Source organism: Microbacterium algeriense, from assembly GCF_008868005.1.
Classification (GTDB): Bacteria; Actinomycetota; Actinomycetes; order Actinomycetales; family Microbacteriaceae; genus Microbacterium; species Microbacterium algeriense.
The window spans coordinates 476,261-499,081 of record NZ_WAAO01000002.1 but is presented as its reverse complement, the minus strand read 5'-3'; the positions used below and the strand labels follow the sequence as shown (position 1 = coordinate 499,081).

22 protein-coding genes are annotated in these 22,821 nt (G+C 68.9%); 7 read left to right on the top strand and 15 right to left on the bottom strand.

Annotation, left to right across the window (positions count from 1 at the left end):
* Positions 1 to 39 precede the first annotated feature (39 nt).
* The gene (locus F6A08_RS09940; RefSeq protein WP_151459365.1) at positions 40 to 705 is read left to right on the top strand and encodes a phosphoribosyltransferase; all 666 of its coding nucleotides are present in this window, start codon (positions 40 to 42) and stop codon (positions 703 to 705) included.
* Between the two features lie 65 nt (positions 706 to 770).
* Here F6A08_RS09940 and F6A08_RS09935 read toward each other — a convergent pair whose 3' ends face one another.
* Both F6A08_RS09935 and F6A08_RS09930 read right to left on the bottom strand, forming a co-directional pair.
* Positions 771 to 1,415: an FMN reductase gene (locus tag F6A08_RS09935; protein WP_017203063.1), complete on the bottom strand. Its 645-nt coding sequence runs from the start codon at positions 1,413 to 1,415 to the stop codon at positions 771 to 773.
* A 1-nt stretch (position 1,416) separates the two neighbouring features.
* Complete coding sequence (locus F6A08_RS09930; protein WP_017203064.1) at positions 1,417 to 2,643, bottom strand: LLM class flavin-dependent oxidoreductase; 1,227 nt, start codon at positions 2,641 to 2,643, stop codon at positions 1,417 to 1,419.
* Between the two features lie 113 nt (positions 2,644 to 2,756).
* On the opposite strand from F6A08_RS09930, the gene F6A08_RS09925 reads away from it, so the two are divergent.
* Entirely contained in the window at positions 2,757 to 3,905 is a 1,149-nt protein-coding gene (locus tag F6A08_RS09925; protein WP_151459364.1) for an acyltransferase family protein, read from the top strand.
* Entirely contained in the window at positions 3,902 to 4,783 is an 882-nt protein-coding gene (locus F6A08_RS09920; protein ID WP_124895369.1) for a serine hydrolase domain-containing protein, read from the top strand. The genes F6A08_RS09925 and F6A08_RS09920 overlap by 4 nt, the downstream gene beginning before the upstream one ends.
* A 3-nt stretch (positions 4,784 to 4,786) precedes the next feature.
* Here F6A08_RS09920 and efeB read toward each other — a convergent pair whose 3' ends face one another.
* The 3 genes from efeB to efeU are packed head-to-tail and all read right to left on the bottom strand — an operon-like array spanning position 4,787 to position 8,297.
* Positions 4,787 to 6,091, bottom strand: a complete 1,305-nt coding sequence (gene efeB / locus F6A08_RS09915; protein ID WP_192576744.1) for an iron uptake transporter deferrochelatase/peroxidase subunit — start codon at positions 6,089 to 6,091, stop codon at positions 4,787 to 4,789.
* A 35-nt stretch (positions 6,092 to 6,126) separates the two neighbouring features.
* Entirely contained in the window at positions 6,127 to 7,359 is a 1,233-nt protein-coding gene (gene efeO, locus F6A08_RS09910) for an iron uptake system protein EfeO (protein ID WP_124895368.1), read from the bottom strand.
* Positions 7,356 to 8,297, bottom strand: coding sequence for an iron uptake transporter permease EfeU (gene efeU / locus F6A08_RS09905; protein ID WP_151459363.1), 942 nt, complete (start codon positions 8,295 to 8,297; stop codon positions 7,356 to 7,358). Before efeU ends, efeO begins: the two co-directional genes overlap by 4 nt.
* 150 nt (positions 8,298 to 8,447) lie before the next feature.
* Between efeU and F6A08_RS09900 the strand changes: the two genes are divergently transcribed.
* The gene (locus F6A08_RS09900) at positions 8,448 to 9,452 is read left to right on the top strand and encodes an isopenicillin N synthase family dioxygenase (RefSeq protein WP_124895366.1); all 1,005 of its coding nucleotides are present in this window, start codon (positions 8,448 to 8,450) and stop codon (positions 9,450 to 9,452) included.
* 6 nt (positions 9,453 to 9,458) lie between these two features.
* Here F6A08_RS09900 and F6A08_RS09895 read toward each other — a convergent pair whose 3' ends face one another.
* From F6A08_RS09895 to rpsO, 3 genes are all read right to left on the bottom strand, one after another.
* Positions 9,459 to 9,797, bottom strand: a complete 339-nt coding sequence (locus F6A08_RS09895) for a transcriptional regulator (RefSeq protein WP_124895365.1) — start codon at positions 9,795 to 9,797, stop codon at positions 9,459 to 9,461.
* Positions 9,781 to 10,650, bottom strand: coding sequence for a hypothetical protein (locus tag F6A08_RS09890; RefSeq protein ID WP_151459362.1), 870 nt, complete (start codon positions 10,648 to 10,650; stop codon positions 9,781 to 9,783). The genes F6A08_RS09895 and F6A08_RS09890 overlap by 17 nt, the downstream gene beginning before the upstream one ends.
* 170 nt (positions 10,651 to 10,820) lie before the next feature.
* Positions 10,821 to 11,090, bottom strand: a complete 270-nt coding sequence (rpsO, locus tag F6A08_RS09885) for a 30S ribosomal protein S15 (RefSeq protein ID WP_017203073.1) — start codon at positions 11,088 to 11,090, stop codon at positions 10,821 to 10,823.
* A gap of 186 nt (positions 11,091 to 11,276) precedes the next feature.
* Between rpsO and F6A08_RS09880 the strand changes: the two genes are divergently transcribed.
* On the top strand, positions 11,277 to 12,569 hold the full coding sequence (locus tag F6A08_RS09880) for an MFS transporter (RefSeq protein WP_124895363.1): 1,293 nt from the start codon (positions 11,277 to 11,279) through the stop codon (positions 12,567 to 12,569).
* A 29-nt stretch (positions 12,570 to 12,598) separates the two neighbouring features.
* Here the strand turns inward: F6A08_RS09880 and F6A08_RS09875 are convergent, their stop codons facing one another.
* From F6A08_RS09875 to F6A08_RS09865, 3 genes are all read right to left on the bottom strand, one after another.
* Positions 12,599 to 13,153: a YceI family protein gene (locus F6A08_RS09875; protein ID WP_017203076.1), complete on the bottom strand. Its 555-nt coding sequence runs from the start codon at positions 13,151 to 13,153 to the stop codon at positions 12,599 to 12,601.
* Between the two features lie 179 nt (positions 13,154 to 13,332).
* On the bottom strand, positions 13,333 to 13,701 hold the full coding sequence (locus F6A08_RS09870) for an FKBP-type peptidyl-prolyl cis-trans isomerase (protein WP_017203077.1): 369 nt from the start codon (positions 13,699 to 13,701) through the stop codon (positions 13,333 to 13,335).
* A gap of 210 nt (positions 13,702 to 13,911) precedes the next feature.
* A complete protein-coding gene (locus F6A08_RS09865) occupies positions 13,912 to 15,204 on the bottom strand; it encodes a PrsW family intramembrane metalloprotease (RefSeq protein ID WP_225855802.1) in 1,293 nt (430 codons plus the stop codon).
* An 89-nt stretch (positions 15,205 to 15,293) separates the two neighbouring features.
* Between F6A08_RS09865 and F6A08_RS09860 the strand changes: the two genes are divergently transcribed.
* A complete protein-coding gene (locus F6A08_RS09860) occupies positions 15,294 to 16,163 on the top strand; it encodes a fumarylacetoacetate hydrolase family protein (protein ID WP_124895362.1) in 870 nt (289 codons plus the stop codon).
* 68 nt (positions 16,164 to 16,231) lie between these two features.
* On the opposite strand, the gene F6A08_RS09855 is transcribed toward F6A08_RS09860, so the two are convergent.
* The 4 genes from F6A08_RS09855 to F6A08_RS09840 form a co-directional block, all read right to left on the bottom strand.
* Positions 16,232 to 17,692: an aspartate ammonia-lyase gene (locus F6A08_RS09855; RefSeq protein ID WP_124895361.1), complete on the bottom strand. Its 1,461-nt coding sequence runs from the start codon at positions 17,690 to 17,692 to the stop codon at positions 16,232 to 16,234.
* A 61-nt stretch (positions 17,693 to 17,753) separates the two neighbouring features.
* Positions 17,754 to 18,674: a phosphodiesterase gene (locus F6A08_RS09850; protein ID WP_151459361.1), complete on the bottom strand. Its 921-nt coding sequence runs from the start codon at positions 18,672 to 18,674 to the stop codon at positions 17,754 to 17,756.
* A gap of 79 nt (positions 18,675 to 18,753) precedes the next feature.
* A complete protein-coding gene (locus tag F6A08_RS09845; RefSeq protein ID WP_017203083.1) occupies positions 18,754 to 19,089 on the bottom strand; it encodes a hypothetical protein in 336 nt (111 codons plus the stop codon).
* Positions 19,086 to 20,456 carry an inorganic phosphate transporter gene (locus F6A08_RS09840; RefSeq protein ID WP_017203084.1) on the bottom strand — a complete coding sequence of 457 codons (1,371 nt, stop codon included), beginning with the start codon at positions 20,454 to 20,456 and terminating at the stop codon, positions 19,086 to 19,088. The genes F6A08_RS09845 and F6A08_RS09840 overlap by 4 nt, the downstream gene beginning before the upstream one ends.
* Before the next feature lie 155 nt (positions 20,457 to 20,611).
* Between F6A08_RS09840 and F6A08_RS09835 the strand changes: the two genes are divergently transcribed.
* Entirely contained in the window at positions 20,612 to 22,717 is a 2,106-nt protein-coding gene (locus tag F6A08_RS09835) for a S9 family peptidase (RefSeq protein ID WP_151459360.1), read from the top strand.
* Positions 22,718 to 22,821 lie beyond the last annotated feature (104 nt).

The following is a 22,821-nucleotide window of genomic DNA, read 5'->3' as shown; positions in this document are numbered from 1 at the left end:
CCCGTATCCCCCTCCGTCATCCGACGACACGACGCAGCGATGACCACGAGCCCTGAAGCGGTCTTCGAGGACCGCGACGACGCGGCGGCACAGCTCGCAGAGCTGCTGTCCGGCTCCGTCCTGCCGGAACCCGTGGTCCTCGGGCTCCCGCGCGGTGGCGTGCCTGTCGCGGCCGTGATCGCCCGGCGCCTCGGGGCGCCCCTCGACGTCATCGTCGTCCGCAAGCTCGGCGTCCCGTGGCAGCCGGAGGTGGCCATGGGTGCGATCGGCGAAGCGGGCGTCCGCATCCTCGACGATCGCCTGGTGCACTCCCTGCGGATCCCTGCGTCCGAGGTCGCCGCCGTGGAGGAGCGGGAGCGTGCCGTGCTCGACGCCCGAGTGCAGATGCTCCGACGCGGCCACGCGCTCCGGCCCCTGGGCGGACGCACCGCGTTGATCGTGGATGACGGCATCGCGACGGGAGCGACCGCGCAGGCGGCGTGCCTCGTCGCCCGATCCCTCGGCGCCGGCACGGTCGTCGTCGCGGCGCCCGTCGGTGCCCCGGATGCGGCATCACGGATCACGGCGGCTGACTCGGTCGTGTGCGTGCGGCAGCCCGCCGGTTTCGTCGCGGTGGGGCAGTACTACCGGCGCTTCGACGAGGTCGCGGACGACGAGGTCACGGCCGCCCTCGCCGGTGGAGCCGCCGCGGGTGACGACGCCTGACCGCGAGACGACGAAGTGCCCCGCTCCGGGTCAGGAGCGGGGCACTTCCGATCGTGCTGCGCGGGTCACTCCCCCGCGAGGCCACCCAGCATGTGGCCGAAGGATCGCCCTTCGCCGAGGTAGGTCGCCGGGTCGTACGGATCGGCGACGGCGGTGACCTCCCGGCGGGCGATCGCGTCCGCCAGCTCCCTGGCGCCCTTCTCCACGCGCTTGGCGAGCGGGGCGACGTCGTCTCCGGAGCCTCCCCAGTCGCTGGAGGCCGCGAACACACCGGTCGACACGGCCTCCGCGTGCAGGTAGGCGAACAGGGGCCGGATCGCATAGTCGATGGCGAGCGAGTGCCGAGCCGTCCCCGCGTTCGCACCGATGAGCACGGGCTTGCCGGTGAGGGCGTCGGGGTCGAGCACGTCGATGAACGACTTGAACAGTCCCGAGTAGCTCGTCGAGAAGATCGGCGTCACGGCGATGAGGGCGTCGGCCGAGACCACCGTGTTGATCGCGGTCTCCAGCGCCGGCGGCGCGAAACCGGTCAGCATGTTGTTCGTGATGTCGTGCGCGTAGTCGCGCAGTTCGATCACGTCGACGGTGGCCTCGATGTCGTGTTCGCCGAGCGCCTTGACGGTCTCCGCGGCGAGCCGATCCGCGAGCATCCTCGTGGATGAGGGGTTCGACAGTCCCGCCGCGACGACGGCGATGCGACGCGTGGTCATCTCAGGCCTCCTTCCGGCCGAGTCCGAATGCGGCGCCCGCCGGTGCGGGCGTGTCCTGGTACGGCGAGTCGCCGGTCAGGTTGTCGCCCCGGTTCGCACCGGGACGCGCCTGACGGGTGGGTCCGTCGCCGTACTGGGCCTTGACACGCGACGCGTGGGTCGGGGCATCCGGCACGGCGGCCGGCCGGTCCTTCGCGAGCTCCTTGCGCAGCACGGGCACCACCTCGGAGCCGAGGATGTCGAGCTGCTCGAGCACGGTCTTCAGCGGCAGCCCGGCGTGGTCGATGAGGAACAGCTGGCGCTGGTAGTCGCCGTAGTGCTCGCGCATCGCGGCGTACCGGTCGATGACCTGCTGCGGCGAGCCCACCGTCAGCGGGGTCATCTCGGTGAAGTCCTCCATGCTCGGACCGTGACCGTAGACGGGCGCGTTGTCGAAGTACGGGCGGAACTGGTTCACGGCGTCCTGCGACTTCGCGGCCATGAACACCTGGCCGCCGAGGCCGACGATCGCCTGCTCGCGGGTGCCGTGCCCGTAGTGCTCGAAGCGCTGCCGGTACAGCTCGATCAGGCGCTGGTAGTGCTCCTTCGGCCAGAAGATGTTGTTCGCGAAGAACCCGTCACCGTAGTAGGCCGCCTGCTCGGCGATCTCGGGCGTGCGGATGGAGCCGTGCCACACGAACGGCGCGATGCCGTCGAGCGGACGCGGGGTCGAGGTGAAGCCCTGGAGCGGGGTGCGGAACTTGCCCTCCCAGTCCACGACGTCTTCGCGCCACAGCTTGTGCAGGAGCGCGTAGTTCTCGATCGCCAGCGGAAGCCCCTGGCGGATGTCCTGGCCGAACCACGGGTAGACGGGGCCGGTGTTGCCGCGGCCGAGCATGAGGTCCATGCGTCCGTCGGAGACGTGCTGCAGCATCGCATACTCCTCGGCGATGCGCACGGGGTCGTTCGTCGTGATGAGGGTGGTCGACGTGGAGACGATGAGACGCTCGGTCTGGGCCGCGAGGGCGGCGAGGAAGGTCGTGGGGCTCGAGGACCAGAAGGGCGGGTTGTGGTGCTCGCCGATCGCGAAGACGTCGAGGCCGACCTCCTCCGCGTGCACGGCGATGGCCGTCGTCGCCTTGATGCGCTCCTGCTCGCTGGGGGTGATCCCCGTCGTGGGGTCGCGGGTGATGTCGCTGACCGACATGATGCCGAACTGCATCGCCTGCGCGCTGGACTGCTCGCTCATGATTGCTCCGTGTTTCTCCGAACCGGATGACTCGGCATCCGTTTCTATTCATTTGAATGTATATGGGTCAACGCGCTCAGAGCAACTTTATTCCCGGCCTGTAATCTCGAACGATGAGCAGTGCCGGGGCGGACATCGCAGGGCCCACGACAGGATCCGTTCAGCGCAGGCGACGACGCGTGCCCTTCTGGGACAACGCCCGCTACGCGTGCATCGTGCTGGTGGTCCTCGGCCATGCGATCCAGCGCCTCATCTACGACTCGGACATCGCGTTCGCGTTCTACCTGGCGCTGTACGCCTTCCACATGCCGGCATTCGCGATCATCTCCGGATACTTCTCGAAATCCGCCTCGCCCACACGCACCCAGATGGCGCGGGTCATCACCGACATCATCCTCCCCTACGTGATCTTCGAGACGCTGTGGACCCTCACGAAGTGGCTCATCGAGGGAGAAGCCACACCCAACTTCACCCAGCCCAGCTGGACGCTGTGGTTCCTGCTCGCCCTCGGCATCTTCCGGCTCGTCCTGCCCTATCTCGCGCTGCTGCGCTGGCCGCTGCTGTGGACCGTGATCATCTCGATCGGATCCGGGTACCTCCCCAACGTCGACAGCACCTTCTCGCTCTCCCGCACGCTCGGCCTGCTGCCGTTCTTCGCCCTCGGCTGGTGGCTGCGCGAGCGGGGCATCGTCGACCGGCTGAGGCTGCTGGACTTCCGTCCGTGGTGGATCCGCGCGTGCGCGCTCGCCGTCTTCGCCGCGACCGGCTGGGCGGCGTGGAACTGGCTGCCGGTATGGCAGGCCGTCGATCTGCGGCACTGGCTCTTCTATGAGGACTCCTACTCCGACCTGGTCGGCGAGCAGTGGTGGGCGGGAGCGATCCGTGTCGCGCTGATGCTGCTCGCCGTGGTGCTGTGCGCCGCGTTCTTCGCGCTGATCCCCCGCGGCTCGTACTGGTGGACCACGTTCGGCCAGTACACGATGTACGTCTATCTCCTGCACTCCTTCGTGCTGTATCCGTTCCGGGAGAGCGGCGTTCTGCGGGACCTCGAACCCACCTGGATCTGGCTCCCCCTGGTGACCCTCCTGTCCGTCGTCGTCGCCCTGCTGCTCGCGACGAAGCCCGTCCGGTGGCTCTTCCGGCCGCTCGTCGAGCCGCGACCGCGGTGGCTGTTCCGGGACCCGGAGCTCGCGTCGCGCGAGGGGCGCCGGAACGATCCGACCGGTTCGCGCCGTCCGCGACCGGAATCGCGTGCGTCGTGAACGCGGCCGAGGCCGTGCGCGATCGCATCGTCAGCACCGTGGCCGCTTCGGGATTCGACGCCCACGGACTGCACGTGCGCATCGGCGCCGACGAGGCCGAGCACCGCTGGGCTCCGGATGTGCGCGAGGATGTGCACTCGGTCGCGAAGGGCGTGTGCGTGCTGGCCGCAGCCATCGCCGCGGATGAGGGTGCGATCTCGTTCGACGATCCGGTGATCTCCTCGCTTCCCGCTGTCGCGTACGGCGAGGGGGTCGACGAGGTGACGCTGCGCCATCTGCTGACGATGTCCAGCGGCATCGACCTGCCGTGGTCGGAGACGCTCATGACCGACTGGCCCGACCTCGCTGTCGAGTTCCTGCGCCGCCCGTCCAGGGGGCGGGTCTTCCAGTACTCGAACGCGAGCACCTACACGGCCATGACGGCCCTCGCGGCGCACGTGGGCGACGTCGGCGACTATGTCGAGCGCCGTCTCTTCCGACCGCTCGGCATCGACGGGGCGCACTGGGAACGCTGCCCCCTCGGGCGCATCGAGGCAGGCGGCGGACTGCATCTCCGCACCACCGAGATCGCGCGCATCGGACTCCTCCTCCGAGACCGAGGGATGTGGGAAGGTCGACAGCTCGTGTCGCCAGAGTGGATCGACGGCATGCACCGGAACGGCGTGATCGCCGGAGAGAACCCCGGCTACTCCCGGTATGCGCTCGCAGGCTGGGGCGGCCCCGGGCGCGCCTGGCGACTGCACGGAGCACACGGCCAGCTGCTGATCCTCCTCGACGACGCCGTGGTGACCGTCACCGCGGCCGACCACTTCGGCGCCGACGCCTTCGCCGCCGCGGTCGTCGACATCCTCGAAGACGCCGACGAGACGGCCGCCTGACGGTCAGGCGAAGAGTTCCGCTCCCACATACGACCCGGGGGCGGCTCCGGCGGGGATCGCCCAGATCCCGGATCCGACATGCCGGATGTACTCGTTCATGCGGTCCGTCGACAGGCGTCGCTGCAGCGCGATGAACTGCGCGGGGTCGCGCTGATAGGACAGGAAGAACAGACCCGCGTCGAGCCGTCCGAGCGCGTTGTTCCCGTCGACGTAGTTGTAGCCGCGACGGAGGATCCGCACGCCCCCGTTCTGCTCCGGATGGGCGAGACGCACGTGACTGTTCGCGTCGATCTCCGAGCCGTGGAAGTCCGGGGCGGTGAACTCGTCTCCGCCGGAGAGCGGTGCGCCCTCTCCCTTGTCCCTGCCGATGATCGTGTCCTGCTCCGACAGCCGCACGCGGTCCCAGGTCTCGATCAGCATCGCGATCTTCCGCGCGACGAGGTAGGAGCCGCCCGTCATCCAGGCGGGCTCGTCGTCGGCCGCCACCCAGACGTGATCAGCGAGGGCTGCGGCGTCATCGGCCAGGATGTTCGCCGTGCCGTCCTTGAAGCCGAAGAGGTTCCTGGGTGTGGCCTGCGTCGCCGTCGTGCGCGAGGTCTTGCCGAATCCGAGCTGAGACCACCGCAGCCGGGCGCGCCCGAAGGCGATACGGCTGAGGTTGCGGATCGCGTGCACAGCGACCTGGGGATCGTCGGCGCAGGCCTGGATGCAGAGGTCGCCGTGCGAGGCCTGCGGGTCGAGGTCGTCTCCCAGGAACGCCGGGAGGCGTTCGAGGCCGGCCGGACGCCTGGATGCGATGCCGTAGCGGTCGCCGTCCTCGTTCTCGAAGAGTCCGGGGCCGAACCCGATGGTGAGGGTCAGACCGGCGGCGGGAAGTCCCAATGCCTCCCCCGTGTCGTCGGGAGGCGCCTCGGCGGGACCGTTCACCGCGCCGCTCGCGCTCACCTCGAGCCCCTGCGTCATCCGCGCGGCCGCGTACGACCAGTCCTGCAGGAGGGAGATCAGGTCGTCGCGATCCGTGCGGGGCATCATGTCGAAGCTCGCGAAGTGCAGATGGTCCTGCACCGGGGTGGTGATGCCCGCCTGGTGCTCGCCGAAGAACTCGTACACGGGGTTCGCGCCCTCGCCGGCCCGAGCCCGCCCGAGCGCGACGCCGCCCGTGAGCCCCGCCCCCATGCCGACGGCGAGGCCGGCGACACCCCCACCGACGGCGAGTCCGAGCAGCCCTCGCCTGCTCAGCCCGCCCCCGGCGGACGCCGCCTCCGATGCCGCCGACGCGTCTGCGGTGTCGGCCTCCGACTCGTTCACTTCTGCGACCGTTCCTGTGCGCCGTGACCGGACCGTCAGTCGAGCACCGTGCCCGTGAGCTGCGAGAGCGGCTCGGCCAGCGCGTTGATGAGGTCCGTGAACTCGCGCTTGTCCGCGTCGGTCAGCTCCGCATATCCGACGAAGCCCTCGGTCAGCGAGCCGTGGGCCGCCAGCGACGCTTCCAGCGCCGAGTAGCCCGACTCGATCTCGGAGACCAGCTTCTCGCCGTCGTCGCCCTGGGCGGCCGCGAAGTCCTGGACGAGCGAGAACGCCATCTTCGAGCCTTCGACGTTGGCCGCGAAGTCGTACAGATCGGTGCCGGACCACCAGTCCTCCTCACCGGAGATCTTGCCCGTGGCGACCTCGTCGAGGAGCGCGATCGCGCCGTTGGAGATGCCGCCGATGCCCTGGTCGTCGAGCGCTGTCGTGAAGTCGTCGGAGTGCACGTAGTCGTACAGCTCCTGCACGTCCGCGAGCAGCAGATCGCCGAAGTCCGCACGCTCTGCCGGCGTCGAGGGCGCCCAGTCCTGCCAGGCCGGGGTCTCGCCGTCGGCGTTCAGGGCGTCCTGCGCAGGAACCCAGAGGTCCTTCTCGATGCGGTGGAACCCGGTCCAGTCGAGTCCCTCCGCGACCGCATCGACTTCGCGGTAGTCGATACGAGGGTCGAGGTCGCCCAGCGCCTCGGCGACCGGCTCGATGCGCTCGTAGAATGCCCGGGTCTGCGGGAACAGCGTGCGGGCGGTCTCATCGTCTCCGGACTCGTAGGCGGCGACCAGGTCCTCCACCGCAGGGACGAGCTGTCCGACCTGATCCTTCACGAACGCGCCGTAGAGGTCGACAGCCTTCTGCTTCTGCTCCGCGTCGGGTCCGTCGACGGCGACGCGGTCGCCCGTGACGGTGAAGGAGGCCCGGCCGACGCCCTCGCCGACCATGCCCGGCTTGCAGAGCGTGAAGTACTCCCCCGGCTGCGCCACCACGGTGAGCGTGCGCGACGCCGCAGGGGCGATGTTCTCGACCTCGCCGACGATGCGCAGGCCGTCCTCGGCGAGCAGGTAGAACTCGGACACCTGGTCGGTGTCGTTCGTCACGTCGAAGGTCAGGGTCCCGCTCTTCGCGGTGGACCCGGACACGGCGCAGTCGCCGTCCGTGGAGGAGACCTCGAAGGCGGCCGCGGCTTTCGCATCGCTCTTCGCGACGCAGCCGCTGAGGAGGACGGCGGCGGCACCAGCGGCCACCACCGCTGTCAGGACCCGGTGCGAGGTGATCATGCTGCTCCTTGCTGTGAGAGTGAGGGAGAGGAGGAGGACGCGGTCCTCTGCTCGCGCCGCGACGAGCGCGCCGAGCGGAGTCCGCGGACGTAGAGCCATCCGACGACGGCGATGTAGACGACCCATGCGACGACCTGCAACCAGGTCATCGCCGGCATGAATCCGACCGTGGCCTGGAGGATCGAGGCGAGGGCGCCGCCGGGCGCGATCGCCGAGGAGACGTCGAAGGCCCAGCCGAACGGGAAGGCCGCCCACCCCACGGCGACCGCCCCCGTGACCGGGTCGAGAGGCGCGGCGGCCGTGAACGGCCCCGGCAGCGCGCCGGCCTCCTGAAGGTCCATCAGAGCGTACGCGAGGACACCGGCGGCGACGATCACGAGGAAGCCTCCGGTCCAGGCGAAGAAGCGGCGGAGGTCGAGGCGCAGGGCCCCGCGCGAGATCAGCCAGCCGAGCAGGACCGCGACGGTGAGGCCGAGCAACGCTCCCAGCAGAGCGGAGGGCGCGTCGCCGAAGGACTGCACCATCGACCACAGCAGCAGCGTCGTCTCGATCCCCTCGCGGGCGACCGAGACGAACCCGATCGCGATGAGCGCCCAGAGACCGCCGGCCGTGAGGGCGCGATCGATCCCGCTCTCCAGCGTCGACTTCATCGTGCGGCCGGCCCGTTGCATCCAGAAGATCATCCAGGTGACCATCGCGACGGCGACCAGCGACAGCCCTCCGCCGATCAGCTCCTGCGCCTGGAACGTGAGCTCGTACGCCCCGAACGTGAGCACGGCCCCGATGGCGAGAGCCAGGGCGATCGCGAGCCCGACCCCGGCCCACATCTTCGGAAGAGCGTCGCGACGCCCGAGACGACGCAGGTAGGCGACGAGGATGCCGACGACGAGCGCGGCTTCGAGACCCTCGCGGAGCCCGATGAGGAAGGTGGCGAGCACGGAAGAACACTCTCTGATGGCGACTGAGGTAAGGCAGCCCTTACTCACGAGACTCTAGCATCGGGATCGCTCCGTCTCGAACACCGTGACCGGAAGTAATGGAGCGCAACAGAGCATGACCGGGTCGCTCCTCCGACGTAGCCTCGGTCCATGGCTGAACTCTCGCTCCCCATCCTGGATCTGTCCCAGCTCGACGAAGGCCCCGACGCCGCGGCTCGTTTCCGCGACGACCTCCGCGCCGCGACGCACGACGTGGGCTTCTTCTACCTCACCGGCACGGGGATCTCCCCCGACCTCGAAGCGCGCCTGCACCAGGCGGCGCTCGACTTCTTCGCCCTGCCCGAAGAGGACAAGCTCGCGATCGAGAACGTGAACAGTCCGCACTTCCGCGGGTACACGCGAGTGGGTGGCGAGCGGACGCAGGGGAAGGTCGACTGGCGCGAGCAGATCGACATCGGCCCCGAGCGCGAACCCGTCGACGGCGGCCCCGCCTTCAACCGGCTCACCGGCCCCAACCTCTGGCCTGCAGCCCAGCCGGAGCTGAAGGAGATCGTCACGGAATGGCACGACACCCTGACCGAGATCGCGCACAAGCTTCTTCGCGCCTGGGCTGTCACGCTCGGCGCAGACGAGACCTACTTCGACGAGCCGTTCCGCGATCCGTCGACTCTGATCAAGATCGTGCGGTACCCGGGCACGGACGAGCCGGAACCGCAGCAGGGCGTCGGAGCGCACAAGGATTCCGGTGTGCTGACGCTGCTGTGGGTCGAGCCCGGCAAGGGCGGACTCCAGGTCGAGCGTGACGGCGAGTGGGTCTCTGCTCCCCCGGTGCCCGGCGCCTTCGTCGTCAACATCGGCGAGCTGCTGGAATACGCCACCGGCGGATACCTCAAGGCCACGAACCACCGTGTGATCTCACCGCGGGCACCGGAGGAGCGCATCTCGATCCCGTTCTTCTTCAACCCCGCGCTCGATCAGCAGCTGCCGCTACTCGAGCTCCCCGCCGACCTCGCTGCCCAGGCGACCGGAGTCACCGAGGATCCCGGCAACCCGATCCATGCGACCTACGGCGAGAACGCGCTCAAGTCTCGGCTTCGTGCGCACCCCGATGTCGCCGCGATCCATCACCCCGACCTCGTCAGCGCGACCGCTTGAGGGACGTCACAGTTCCGCCCCGCCGCTGAGGGCGACGATCTCGCGGAGTGCCTGAAGGTGCGCGGCGAAGGCATCACTTCCCGTCTTCGTCGGACGCACCCAGGTGCGCGAGCGCCCCCCGACCGTGCCCTTGCGCGCGACCACATACCCGGCGGCCTGCAGGTGCGCGATCGCCTTGCTCAGGGGGGAATCGCCGCACTGCAGCATCTCGCGCAGGGCTGAGAAGTCGAGCTCCATCCCGTCGCCAAGTCCGGCCATGAGGGAGAACCGGATCGGCGAGGCGAAGTTGTCGTCCAGCCGGGTGCGCGGGTGTGGGGCGGAGGCGGACTCACGCACGTTCGCCATGCCCCGCGACGAAGGAGACAGCCATGAAGGACGCGATCACGCCGACTCCGGCGCACACGCCGGCGAGTCCCGCGTTGTCGAGTGCTCCGGATCCCAGGACGATGCCCACGGGTATGCAGGCGGCGACGAAGAAGACAGTGAGGTGCGGCCAACGCCAGGACGCGCCGACAGCGGGGAGACCGAGGTCGGAGGCGGAGGCCGCGATCCACGCCACGAGGCACAGCATCACGAGCAGGGTGACGACACTCCTCAGCACGTCGTCCGGCGATCCCGCGAGCATCGTCAGCACGGCGAACGCGACGCCGACGAGGACGGTGCCCCAACGAAGCCGGCGCGGCAACGGACGGGGAGCCGGACGCGGACGACGCGGGTCACCCGCAGCCCGTCTGAGCTGCACGACGCCGTGCCCTCCCACTCCGGCGAGCACCAAGGCTGCCGGGATGAGCACCACCCCGACGGGGAGTCTCGTATCCAGAGCCGCGAACCCGAACACCACGAGCGCCCCGACGACGATCGCTGCGCCGCCGACCAGCAGCGGCCACCGCGAACGCGTCATCCGCCACTGCATGCCCGTGCGCTGCGCCATCCCGGTGGACAGCTGCCCCCAGACCAGGAGGGTGAACAGCACGATCTGCGACGCCAGCACGTCGTCCTGCCGGAGGACGAGCGCGAAGGCGACGAAGTACGCCGCCATGACCACGGCGTTGCCGATCTGCAGTCGCGCGAGAGCGCGTCGGTCGACGGCACGGTCGCGGCGGTCCACCACCGCCTCCACCGTCTCGAGATAGCGCCGGGCGGTCTCCGGGTCCGGGGGCACCAGAGCGTCCTGACCTTCGATCGGCTTCTGCTCCATGACGACCTCCCTCACTTTCCAGGTGGAAAGCCCTACGACTTTCCTATCGGAAAGTCGGGCAGGTGGCAACCAGCATCGCTACCCGCTCGGGTACGACGAAGGCCGCCCCACACCGTGGGGCGGCCTTCTCAAGAATGTTCTGCGCGATTGAACGCTGGGTCCGTGGTGCCTTATCGGCGAAGACCAAGGCGTGCGATCAGCGAGCGGTAACGCTCGATGTCGACGCTCTGGAGGTAGCCGAGCAGACGACGGCGCTGACCCACGAGCAGGAACAGACCACGACGCGAGTGGTGGTCGTGCTTGTGCTCCTTCAGGTGCTCGGTGAGGTCCTTGATGCGCTGCGTCAGCATCGCGGCCTGCACCTCGGGGGATCCGGTGTCACCGGGGTGCGTCGCGTACTCTTCGATGATCGCCTTCTTGACGTCTGCTTCCAGTGCCATAGATTCGATCCCCTCTCTGCTTGTTGCGCGGCGCCCGACGCCTGATGCGTGAGCTCTCTTTATCCGCGGCCGATCGAACGGCAACCTGACGAGTCTACCAGCCGAATCGCGCGTGGCGGGACACCAGTGCCGTCTCGCCCTCGCATGGGTCGACTAGGCTCGGGATGTGCAGAAGAAGATCGACCGGTGAGCACCCGACGCGGCCATCTGATCGACCTCACTCCGCTGAAGGCGAGTCCCGCCTTCGCTCGCATGTGGATCGGCTCCACGCTCGCCGGCATCGGCGGCCAGCTGACGATCGTCACCGTCATGCTCCACGTGTTCGTGCTCACCGGGAGCACGTTCGCCGTCTCGATGATCGCGGTCGCCGGCCTTCTCCCGATGATCCTCGCCGGGCTCTACGGCGGCATGCTCGCCGACGCCTTCGATCGCAGACGCGTCGCCCTGATCGCCGCGACCGTGACGTTCGCCTCGACGGCCCTGCTCGCCACCCTCACGTGGACCGGCACCGAGACGATCTGGTGGCTCTACGCGCTGAGCATCGTCAACTCGGCAGCGAACTCCGTCGGCATGGCCACGCGCACCGCCATCGTGCCCCGGCTCATCCCCCGCCGCATGCTCGCCGCCGCATCCGCCCTCAACGGTGTGGCATTCGGCCTCACCGTCATGGCCGGTCCGGCACTCGCCGGTCTCCTCGTGGCGCTCACGGGGTACGGCTGGACCTACACGATCGATGTCGTACTGATGCTGTCGATGTTCCTCGGGCTGTGGACGCTTCCCGCGCTCCGCCCCGAGGGCGAGGTCGTTCGGCCGGGGTTCGCCTCTCTCGTCGACGGCTGGCGGTTCCTGCGCCGAGCCGGCAACATCCGGATGCAGTACATCATCGACATCATCGCGATGACCTTCGGCCAGCCCCTGGTGCTCTTCCCTGCTCTCGGCACCGTGATCCTCGGCGGAGGCGCATTCACCACCGGGATCCTCACGGCCGCGGTCGCCGTCGGCACCTTCTCATCGAGCCTGCTCTCCGGGCGCGTGGTGCAGTACCGCTGGCACGGGCGCGGCATCGCGCGCGCCGTAGAGGCGTACGGAGCCGCCATCCTGCTGTTCGGCCTGGTGCTCCTGGTCGGCGCGTTCTCGACACCGGCGAGCGAGAAGGACCCGAACATCGGACTGATCGTCGCCGCGTGCATCGCGCTCGCGCTCTCCGGGGCGTCCGACAACGTCAGCTCCATCTACCGCAACACGATGATGCAGGCAGCGGTGCCCGACGCGATGCGCGGTCGCCTGCAAGGACTCTTCGTCGTCGTGGTGACGGGCGGCCCTCGCGTCGGTGCACTCTACGCCGGCACGCTCGCCACCCTCACCGCCCTGTGGTTCCCGCCGCTGCTCGGGGGCATCCTCGTGATCTCCCTGGTCGCCCTGCTCGCGCGGCGCAACCGGCGCTTCCGCGACTACGACGCAGAGAACCCCGAGCCCTGACGGGCCCGGGGTTCGAGGGATCCTGCCGCTCAGTCCTGCTGCAGGGCGCCCTGCAGGTCGAGGCTGATCGTGACGTCCTTGCCCACGAGCACGCCGCCGGTCTCGAGCGCCGCGTTCCAGGTGAGGCCGAAGTCCTCACGGTTGATCACGGTCTTCGCCGAGGCGCCGGCCTTGTAGTTGCCCCACGGGTCGCTGCCGAAGCCGCCGAAGTCGAGTTCGAAGGTCACTGGCTTCGTGATGCCGCGGATCGTCAGGTCGCCGTCGACGAAGAGCTCGCCCTTCTCGGCGCGCGCTCCCGTGGAGACGAACTCCATCGTGGGGAAGTTCTCGGTGTCGAAGAAGTCGGCCGAGCGCAGGTGGGCATCGCGCCCCTCGTCCTTGGTGTCGACCGAGGTCACGTCGACGCTCGCCTCGACCTTGGCGTCGAGCGGGTTCTCGGGGGCGATCAGCGTCGCGCTCTTCACGCCGAACGTGCCGCGCACCTTCGAGATCATCATGTGACGGACGCTGAACGTGACCTCGCTGTGCGCAGGGTCGAGGACCCAGGTGCCGGGACGGTAGCCGGGGATGTCGATGCTGGTCATGGGTTCTCCTTCGGAGAGATCAGCCGCTGCGGCGGCAAAGGGACAGGGGCCGCGAAGGTCGCGACCCCTGTGACAACTTACATTCATTCGCATGTATTCCCGCGCCGAGCAATATTCTGCGCGGGACGACAGAGGCGCCCCTCTCACGGGAAGAGGAGCGCCTCGTGATGGGGTTCGGTTCAGCCGACAGCCACCAGATCGATGATGAAGATCAGCGTCTTGCCGGAGAGGAAGTGTCCGCCGCCGGCGGGTCCGTATGCGAGGTGCGGCGGGATGGTGAGCTCACGACGGCCGCCGACCTTCATGCCAGGGATGCCGTCCTGCCAGCCCTGGATCAGTCCGCGCAGCGGGAACTGGATCGTCTCGCCGCGTCCCCACGACGAATCGAACTCCTCGCCGGAGTCGAACTCGACACCGGCGTAGTGGACGGTGACGGTGTCGCCGGGCTTCGCCTCGGCGCCATCACCCTCGATGATGTCGCGGATGACGAGCTCCTCGGGAGCGGGGCCGCTGGGGGCATCGAACTCAGGCTTTGTGCGATCAGTCATGCCTCCATCAAACCCGAGCACGCCGGAACGGGTCAACGCGAACGCACCTGCTCACAGCGAACACCCCGGCGACCGCCGGCCTGCGCCGTCGAAGAAGCTCTTGACACCCACGAGCGGGCGGGTGCACCCTGATTACAGATCAACTCAGCGCCCGGGAGACTCGCAGGCATCGCCGCAGCACCGGGCGCTGAGTCTTGCCGGACGGACCTCTCAGTAGGCCAGCAGCGCCGCTCTCGTAGCGCGCGTGCGGATCAGCAGCGCCCGCTCGTCGTCCACCGCCAGCGGGTCACGCCCGGTGATCGCGCGCTGTCGGACGGACGCGAGCTCCGTCGCGTCCTTGATGAACGCACGCATCAGCCGGCGCCGGTCGCCCCGGAGCTGCGCGGCCCACGCCAGGCCCACCTTGCGTCCCGCCGGAGTCGCGAGCATCGTGACCTCCTCCGGTGTGAACCAGCCGGCGGCCGCGTAGTCGCTCAGTCGTGCCCTGGTGAGTCTCGCCTCTTCCCGTCGCAGGGCGACGATGCCGAGGATGAATCCGACGAAGAGCGGCACCTGCAGTGTGAAATAGAGCCCGAAGAAGTCCGCGAACGTGGCGGATCCGTTCCACAGCGCGTGCAGCAGGATCGCCCCGATCAGTCCCACGGCCCCGGCCCCGAAAGCCGACCCCGCAGAACCGTGCCGCCGGGCGACGAGCCCGATCGCGAAACCCGTCATCGCCGTGAACATGGCGTGCGCGAACGGCGACAGGAGCCCCCGGACGACGAACGTGACCGTGAGCTGCTCCCCGCCGCCCTCGATCAGACTCAGGCCGAAGTACTGGATGTTCTCGGTGAAGGCGAACCCCGCGCCCACGAGTGCTCCGTACACGATGCCGTCGACCGGACCGTCGAAAGCCCGCCGTGCGAGCAGGAAGATGAGGAAGACGCCGAGCCCCTTCCAGAACTCCTCCACGATCGGGGCCTGCACGACGGCGCTGAACTCCTCCGAGCGGATGTCGAACAGCAGGGTCAGCGCGGTGTCCACGAGTAGGGTGAGCCCCACCGCGGCGACCGCGCCCCATGCGATGGCGAAGGCGATGAGCCGCTTGGGTTCCGGTTCCCAGCGGTCGATCAGGCGGACGCCCAGGAAGACGATAGTCAGCGGGATCAGGGCGAGCACCAGTCCCACGATCGAGGCCACCGATCCGAGTGCCCACACGAAATAGCCGACGAGGGCGATCAGCAGGAACCCCAGCACCCCGAACAGCCACAGCGAGACCGTTCGGCCCTTCCTGGTCGGGACAGGCAGCGCGGGCAGCGAGGGCGCCGGGGCCGGAGCCACCGGTGCCGGCGGTGTGTACGGCGTCGGCTGCGCGAGCGAGGAGGCGTAGCCCGTCGCGGGGGCCGGTGCCGTCGGGAACGTCGGCGACGGCGCGGCCGTGTACGCGGGCGGGGAGGCCTGAAGCGACGCGGGCGGCGGCGTGTACGGCGACGGCTGCTGCGGGGGCGGTCCTCCGAAAGTCATAGCCACAGCTTAGGCGGCACAACAGAGCCCGCACGGGTATGGCCGAGTCCTCCAACCGCTCACCGCCCGCCACCCGGTAGCGTAGAAGCATGCGGTTCGCTCATCTGCGCCGTCCTGACTCCCCTCATGCGGTTCTCGCCGTGGTGCAGGACTCGGACGCCATCCTCGTCTCCGACCTCGTGACCGATGCTCCTGCCACGCTGCAGCAGCTCATCGAAGGAGGCGACGCCCTGCTCGAGCGCCTCCGCTCCGCCGTGGCCGAGGGCGCCGCGGACCGGCACCCGCTCGGCGACTGGTCCTTCGCTTCCGCCGTGATCGCTCCCCCGGCGGTTCTCGCCGTCGGGCTCAACTACGCCGCGCACTCGAGCGAGCTCGGGCTCAAGACCGATGCAGCCCCGACGGTGTTCACCCTCTGGCCGAACTCGCTGACGGGTCACGAACAGACCACGTCCTGGCCGCGCAGCCTCAGCGAAGCCGTCGACTACGAGGCCGAGCTCGGCGTCCTCATCGGCACGCCGGCCAAGGACGTCGCCGAGGCGGATGCCCTCTCGCATGTCTGGGGCTACACCGTCGTCAACGACATCACCGCGCGGAACATCCAGTTCTCCGAGGCGCAGTGGTCGCGCTGCAAGTCCTTCGACGGCTTCACACCCACCGGTCCCTTCGCCGTGACCGCGGATGAGATCGCCGACCCGCAGGATCTGCACATCTGGGCGGTCGTCGACGGTCACACCGTTCAGGACGCGAGCACGGACCAGATGGTGCGCTCAGTCGCCAAGCTGATCGCGCACCTGTCGCAGTCGCTCACCCTGCTGCCCGGCACGCTCATCTCGACCGGGAGCCCGGGCGGTGCCGGCTACTCACGCGATCCGCAGATCTTCCTCCGCGATCACTCGACCGTCACGGTCGGCATCGACGGGATCGGCGAGCTCACCACGCACTGCCGGATCACGGACTGACGCACGACGCAGACAGAAGGGGGGGACGGATGCCGAAGCATCCGTCCCCCCCTTCTCGTCTCCCCCGGTCAGATCTCGATGAGGTCCTCGGGCGTGACCACGGGGATGGCGGCGGTGATGGTCTCCAGCCCGGACAGGCGCGCCGGCGACAGCTGCTTGGTGACCTCGTCGCGCGACATCAGCCCCGCCTCGACCACGAGGTCGGCGACGCTCCGGTTCGTGAGCAGAGCCGTCTTGGCGAGAGCGGCGGCGGCCGCGTAGCCGATGAACGGCGTCAGCGCGGTGATCACGCCGACGGATGCGCCCACCATCGCCCCGAGGCGGTCACGGTTGGCGGTGATGCCGTCGACGCAGTTGACGCGCAGGGTCCACATCGCCTGACGCATCCAGGTGATCGACTGGAAGATCGAGTGCGCGATGACCGGCTCGAAGGCGTTCAGCTGCAGCTGACCGGCCTCTGCCGCCATCGTCACGGTCATGTCGGCGCCGGCGACGGCGAACGCCACCTGGTTCACGACCTCCGGGATGACCGGGTTGACCTTGCCCGGCATGATGCTCGACCCCGCCTGCATAGCCGGGAGGTTGATCTCGCCGAGACCCGCCTGCGGACCGGACGACAGCAGCCGGAGGTCGTTGCAGATCTTCGACAGCTTCATCGCGTTGCGCTTGAGCGTCGAGGAGAACGACATGAACGATCCGGTGTCGCTGGTCGCCTCGACGAGGTCTCCCGCCGTGCGCAGGTCGAGTCCGGTGATCTCGCGCAGGTGCTTGAGCACGGCGGGAGCATAGCCGGGGTGCGTGGTGATGCCCGTGCCGATCGCCGTGGCGCCCATGTTGATCTCGAACATCAGCGAGGCGTTCTCGGTGAGGCGCGTGTGGTCGTAGCCGAGGGTCGTGGCGAAGCCGTTGAACTCCTGCCCGAGCGTCATCGGCACGGCGTCCTGCAGCTGGGTGCGTCCGACCTTGAGCACGTCGTGGAACTCGCGCGACTTGCCGAGGAACGACAGACGCAGCAGATCGAGCTCCTCGAGCAGCGAACGCAGCGTCAGGGACAGACCGATCTTCACTGCGGTCGGATAGACGTCGTTCGTCGACTGGCTGCGGTTGGTGTGGTCGATCGGCGAGAGGAAGGCGTAGTCGCCCTTCTCGCGGCCGGCCATCTCGAGCGCGATGTTGGTGATGACCTCGTTCGCGTTCATGTTGGTCGAGGTTCCGGCCCCACCCTGGATGACGCCGACCGTGAACTGCTCGTGGAACTCGCCGTCGATGACGCGTTGCGCGGCACGGTCGATCAGGTCGGCCCGTTCCGGGTCCAGCACGCCGATCTCGCGGTTCGCCCTGGCGCTCGCCTGCTTGACCATCGCGAGGCCCACGACGAGGTCGGGATACACCGAGATGGGCCGCTTCGTGATCGGGAAGTTCGCATCGGCGCGGGCGGTGTGGATCCCCCAGTACGCGTCGGCGGGAATCTCCATGCTCCCGAGCGAATCGGTCTCGGTGCGGGTCAGGGTAGGCGCGGCAGAAGCCATGTCACATCCTCGTGGGTCGTGGCGGGTGAGAAGGGTGGGGGATGTCCCCAGTCTACGCCGGTCACCGTCCGGGTTTGCGGGAGAAGGCCTCGAGTCGCGCCTCCGGGGTGAGCATCGCCATGCGCTCCAGCCACTCCTCCGAGAAGAAGTCGCCGGTGGGGGCGTCGACCACCGGAACCACCGTGTGCGTGATCGTGTCAGGGTAGACGTGCACCAGCTGGAAGGCCTGAGCAGCGTCCATGCCGTTCACCTCCGCGGAGGGCCGCGCGACGTTCATCGTGTAGCAGGTGGCCGACGCGACGCTCACCGGCACTCCGGCGAACGTGCCGTTCGAGGAGTAGTGCAGGTGACCCGCGAGGATCCCGCGGACATCGGTCCCGCGGATCACCTCGGCGAGCTCATCCTGATGGCGCAGCTCCAGGATGTCGAAGAGCGGGAGATGACTGGGCAGCGGCGGGTGATGCATCGCGAGGAGGGTGCCGTGCGGCGCCGGCTCGGACAGGATGCCGGCCAGCCATGTCAACTGCCCGTCGTCGAGATCGCCGTGGTGCCAGCCGGGCACGCTCGTGTCCAGGGCGACGAGTCGGAGGCCGTCGAGGTCCCAGACCCCGGTGACGGGTTCCTCCGTCGGAGCCAGGTCCCACAGCTCGGCGCGCAGCGCCGGGCGCTCATCGTGATTCCCGGCGACCCACACCACCGGTGCCCCGAGTTCTTCGGCGACCGGCTCGACCGCGGCGCGGAGCCGACGATAGGCGTCCGGCTCCCCCAGGTCGGCGAGGTCGCCCGTGATCACGATCGCCGCCGGATGCGGGTGCACCGCGCGGATCGCCTCCAGCGTCCGGGAGAAGTTCTCCTCGACGTCGTAGTGACCGCCCAGGAGCGCGCCGCCCGCGAGGAAGTGCGGGTCGCTCACATGGATGAGCACGTGCGAGGCGGGCCGATGACGACCGAAGACGTACGAGGGAGCGTTTCCTGCGGACATGGCATCAGCCTAGGCGTCCGCCGCGACGTTCCGCCGGGGGCTGCGCATCCGACTCAGGCGTCGGCGGACGATGCCGTCGTCAGTGCCCCACCACGAGCATCAGGATGCCGGCGACGACCGCCGCCGCGCACAGCGCGAAGCACGCGTACGCACCCACGAGGGCGAGCTTCTTCTGCCCCTCGGTGAGCGGGCTCTTGCGAGCCGCCTTCGCCGCCTGCTTCTCGGCGCGCTTGAGCTCCTTCTCGGTGATCACGGTGATCGCGTCCGTGAACTCCGCCGGACTCACCACGGGGGCATGTCCGCTGCGCACGAGCAGTCGGAGCCCGAGGGCGTAGAACGTGACGATCGCAGCAGCTCCGACGAGAGCCGCGACGAAGACCTGGAGGAAGGCGAGCCAGTCGATCACGACGTTCATTCCGAGTCCCCGTTCCGCTCAGCGGGCACGCCCGTCGACGACTTCGACGCCTTGGCTCCCGCCTTGGCCTGAGCCTTCTTCTCGGCCTTCGCCTTCGCGTCCTTCTTGGCCTGGGCCTTCACCTTCTCGCGGGCCTCGGCGCGGGCTTTGGCCTCCGCCTTCGCCTGCTCGATGCGCAGCTGTCGGCGCGTGGGCGGGGGCGTGTCCGGAAGCTCGATCGCCCTGCCCGACGCGGCGACGTCGCTCATGGCGTTCGCCGGCGTCACGGCATTCCGGCGCGAGCGCATGAAGAGGCCGAGGATGATCGCCAGGGCCAGCACGGCGTCGATCGCCACGCCCCAGTTCCCGAGCCACACGACCAGCAGTGCAGCCAGCGCACCGACGCCGCCCGCCGCCGGAAGGGTGAGCAGCCAGCCGACGCCGATGCGGCCGGCGGTCCGCCAGCGCACCGTGGAACCGCGGCGCCCCAGACCGGAGCCGATGACCGAGCCGGAGGCGACCTGCGTCGTCGAGAGGGCGAAGCCGAGAGCGCTCGACGCGAGGATCGTCGCTGCCGTGGAGCTCTCCGCCGCGAAACCCTGAGCGGGCTTGACATCGGTCAGGCCCTTGCCGAGGGTGCGGATGATGCGCCATCCGCCGAGGTAGGTGCCGAGCGCGATCGTGAACGCACAGGCGATGATGACCCACAGCTCGGGCTCGTGGTGAGCACCCGACTGCCAGCCGATCGTGATCATCGCGAGGGTGATCACGCCCATCGTCTTCTGCGCGTCGTTCGTGCCGTGTGCGAGCGCGACGAGCGAGGAGGTGAAGATCTGTCCCCAGCGGAACCCGTCGCGACCGTCGGGCTTGCCGTCATAGCGACGGGTCACCGAGTACGCGATCTTGGTCGCCGCGAACGCGATGATCCCCGCGGTGACGGGCGCGATGAGCGCGGGCAGCACGATCTTGGACAGCACGGCCCCGAAGTCGATCCCACCCATCCCGGCACCGACGAGCGTGGCACCGATGAGGCCGCCGAACAGGGCGTGCGAGGAGCTCGAGGGAAGCCCGAGCAGCCAGGTCAGCATGTTCCAGGTGATCGCGCCGATGAGTCCCGCGAAGATCAGCGACAGGAACAGATCGGCCCCCGCGTCGAGGATCGCGTCCTCGCGGATGATGCCGCCGGAGATGGTCTTCGAGACCTCCGTGGACAGGAACGCGCCGACGAGGTTCAGGACCGCGGCGAGCAGGACGGCGGTCTTGGGCTTCAGGGCGCCCGTCGCGATCGGCGTCGCCATGGCGTTCGCCGTGTCGTGGAAGCCGTTGGTGAAGTCGAAGAAGAGTGCCAGCGCGATGACAAGCACGACGATGAGGGCTGCGGTTTCCACCGTTCGCTTTCGGTCGTTGAGGACGAAGGACGTGTCGACGTGGTCGACGTGCTGAACGAAGAGTTCACCGTGGGTTTGACTTCCGTTAACCGGCCCCGGTAAATCCTCCCACCCTCCCCCGTGCCGGTCAACTCGACCTGGGATAGCGTGAGACGGTGACTGACGCACCCACGGCAGACCGCCGCTCCACCCTCCGCACGCACCACGGCGACACCTTCGACGATCCCTACGAGTGGCTCAGGGCCAAGGACTCGGACGAGGTCATCGCCCACCTCGAGGCCGAGAACGCCCACACCGACGCCGAGACCGCGCATCTCGCCGACCTCAGGGAACGGCTGTTCCAGGAGATCAGAGGACGCGTGCAGGAGACCGACCTGTCCGTCCCGACCCGCCGCGGTGACTGGTGGTACTACAGCCGCACCGAGGAAGGCGCGCAATACGGCATCCACTGCCGCGCCGCCGCCGATGCGGACGACTGGACACCCCCGCGGCTCGAGCCGGACGTTCCCGTCGCGGGTGAGGAGATCCTCCTCGACGGCAACGTCGAAGCCGAGGGGCACGAGTTCTTCTCGCTGGGCGCCTTCGACACCTCCGACGACGCGACCAAGCTCCTGTGGTCGACCGACTTCGAGGGCGACGAGCTGTACACCGTGCGCGTACGCGACCTGACCACGGGCGCCACCCTCGACGACGAGATCCCGAACACCGGCGGGGCGTTCTTCACGCCGGACGGCACCGGCGTCCTCTACACGACACGCGATGAGGCGTGGCGACCGGACACGCTGTGGCTGCACCGGCTCGGCACTCCGGTCTCCTCCGACGTGAAGCTCTTCCATGAGCCGGACGAGAAGTTCTGGCTCGGGGCGGGGATCACCCGCAGCCGTCGGTTCCTGGTCATCGGGGTCGGGTCGAGTATCACGAGCGAGGAGTACCTCGTCGACCTGGCGGGCGAGCTGACCGCCGAGCCGCGACTCGTCTGGCCACGGCGGGAAGGCGTCGAGTACGCGGTCGATCATGCCGTGGTGGACGGCGAGGACCGCCTGCTGATCCTGCACAACGACCAGGCCCTGGACTTCGAGCTCGTCTCGGTATCCGTCTCCGATCCGCAGGGCGAGCGGCATGTGGTCGTCCCGCACGAGCAGGGGCGTCGCCTGCTCGGAGTGGACGCCTTCCGCGACTACGCGACGGTCGAGTACCGCAGCGAGGGTCTCGAACGCGTCGGGCTGCTCGACTACTCCACCGACACGGTCGATGAACTCCGGTTCGACGAGCCGCTGTACTCCGCGGGCGTGAGCGGCAACCCCGAGTGGCACTCCCCCTTCCTGCGCCTGGGTTACGCCTCGTTCGTCACCCCGGGCACCGTGTACGACCTCGACCTCGACCTCGCGACGCGAGAGCTCGTGCTGCGCAAGCAGGTGCCCGTGCTCGGCGGCTACGACCCCGCCGAGTACGGACAGCGCCGCGACTGGGCCGTGGCATCCGACGGCGTGCGCGTGCCGATCTCCCTCGTCTGGAAGCGCTCCTTCGGAGAGCCCGGCTCCGAGGCGCGGCCCCTGCACCTGTACGGCTACGGCTCGTACGAGCACTCCATCGATCCGGCGTTCTCCGTCGCACGACTCTCCGAGCTGGACCGGGGCGTCGTGTTCGCCGTCGCGCATGTGCGCGGAGGCGGCGAGATGGGGCGGCAGTGGTACGAAGACGGCAAGCTCCTCCACAAGCGCAACACCTTCACGGACTTCGTCGCCTGCGCCGAGCACCTGGTCGAGGCGGGGATCACCGCGCCGGACCGGATGGTCGCTGAGGGCGGCAGCGCCGGCGGGCTGCTGATGGGGGCGGTCGCCAACCTCGCCCCCGAGCTCTTCGCCGGGATCCTGGCGGGTGTGCCGTTCGTGGATGCGCTGACGACGATCCTCGATCCCTCGCTCCCGTTGACCGTGATCGAGTGGGACGAGTGGGGCGACCCGCTCCACGACGCGGAGGTGTACGCGTACATGAAGTCGTACACGCCGTACGAGAACGTGCGGGACGGCGTCGCGTATCCGCGCATCCTGGCGGTGACGTCGCTCAACGACACGCGCGTGCTGTACGTGGAGCCGGCCAAGTGGGTCGCTCGACTGCGGGAGGCCGGGGCTTCGGACGTGCTGCTGAAGTGCGAGATGGTCGCGGGCCACGGCGGCGTGAGCGGACGGTACAACTCCTGGAAGGAGCGCGCGTTCGAGCTGGCCTGGCTGCTCGACACGCTCGGCCTCGCCGACGCCTGACCCCTGCACCCGCTGACCCGCGCCTGCACCCACCCTCCCCGGATCAGGCGATCACGCAGAATCAGGCAGTTTTCGCCTCAGTTCGCCTGATCCGGGGTGTTCGC

Bases quoted from the DNA above. Each gene is read 5' to 3' on its own strand.
- F6A08_RS09925 (WP_151459364.1), top strand. From the start codon at position 2,757: ATGAGCAGTGCCGGGGCGGACATCGCAGGGCCCACGACAGGATCCGTT.
- F6A08_RS09855 (WP_124895361.1), bottom strand. From the start codon at position 17,692: ATGGCTTCTGCCGCGCCTACCCTGACCCGCACCGAGACCGATTCGCTC.
- efeO (WP_124895368.1), bottom strand. From the start codon at position 7,359: ATGATCACCTCGCACCGGGTCCTGACAGCGGTGGTGGCCGCTGGTGCC.
- F6A08_RS09895 (WP_124895365.1), bottom strand. From the start codon at position 9,797: ATGGCGAACGTGCGTGAGTCCGCCTCCGCCCCACACCCGCGCACCCGG.
- F6A08_RS09850 (WP_151459361.1), bottom strand. From the start codon at position 18,674: ATGTCCGCAGGAAACGCTCCCTCGTACGTCTTCGGTCGTCATCGGCCC.
- F6A08_RS09940 (WP_151459365.1), top strand. From the start codon at position 40: ATGACCACGAGCCCTGAAGCGGTCTTCGAGGACCGCGACGACGCGGCG.
- F6A08_RS09845 (WP_017203083.1), bottom strand. From the start codon at position 19,089: ATGAACGTCGTGATCGACTGGCTCGCCTTCCTCCAGGTCTTCGTCGCG.
- F6A08_RS09935 (WP_017203063.1), bottom strand. From the start codon at position 1,415: ATGACCACGCGTCGCATCGCCGTCGTCGCGGCGGGACTGTCGAACCCC.
- F6A08_RS09865 (WP_225855802.1), bottom strand. From the start codon at position 15,204: ATGACTTTCGGAGGACCGCCCCCGCAGCAGCCGTCGCCGTACACGCCG.
- F6A08_RS09930 (WP_017203064.1), bottom strand. From the start codon at position 2,643: ATGAGCGAGCAGTCCAGCGCGCAGGCGATGCAGTTCGGCATCATGTCG.
- F6A08_RS09870 (WP_017203077.1), bottom strand. From the start codon at position 13,701: ATGACTGATCGCACAAAGCCTGAGTTCGATGCCCCCAGCGGCCCCGCT.
- F6A08_RS09875 (WP_017203076.1), bottom strand. From the start codon at position 13,153: ATGACCAGCATCGACATCCCCGGCTACCGTCCCGGCACCTGGGTCCTC.
- rpsO (WP_017203073.1), bottom strand. From the start codon at position 11,090: ATGGCACTGGAAGCAGACGTCAAGAAGGCGATCATCGAAGAGTACGCG.
- F6A08_RS09890 (WP_151459362.1), bottom strand. From the start codon at position 10,650: ATGGAGCAGAAGCCGATCGAAGGTCAGGACGCTCTGGTGCCCCCGGAC.
- F6A08_RS09900 (WP_124895366.1), top strand. From the start codon at position 8,448: ATGGCTGAACTCTCGCTCCCCATCCTGGATCTGTCCCAGCTCGACGAA.
- F6A08_RS09860 (WP_124895362.1), top strand. From the start codon at position 15,294: ATGCGGTTCGCTCATCTGCGCCGTCCTGACTCCCCTCATGCGGTTCTC.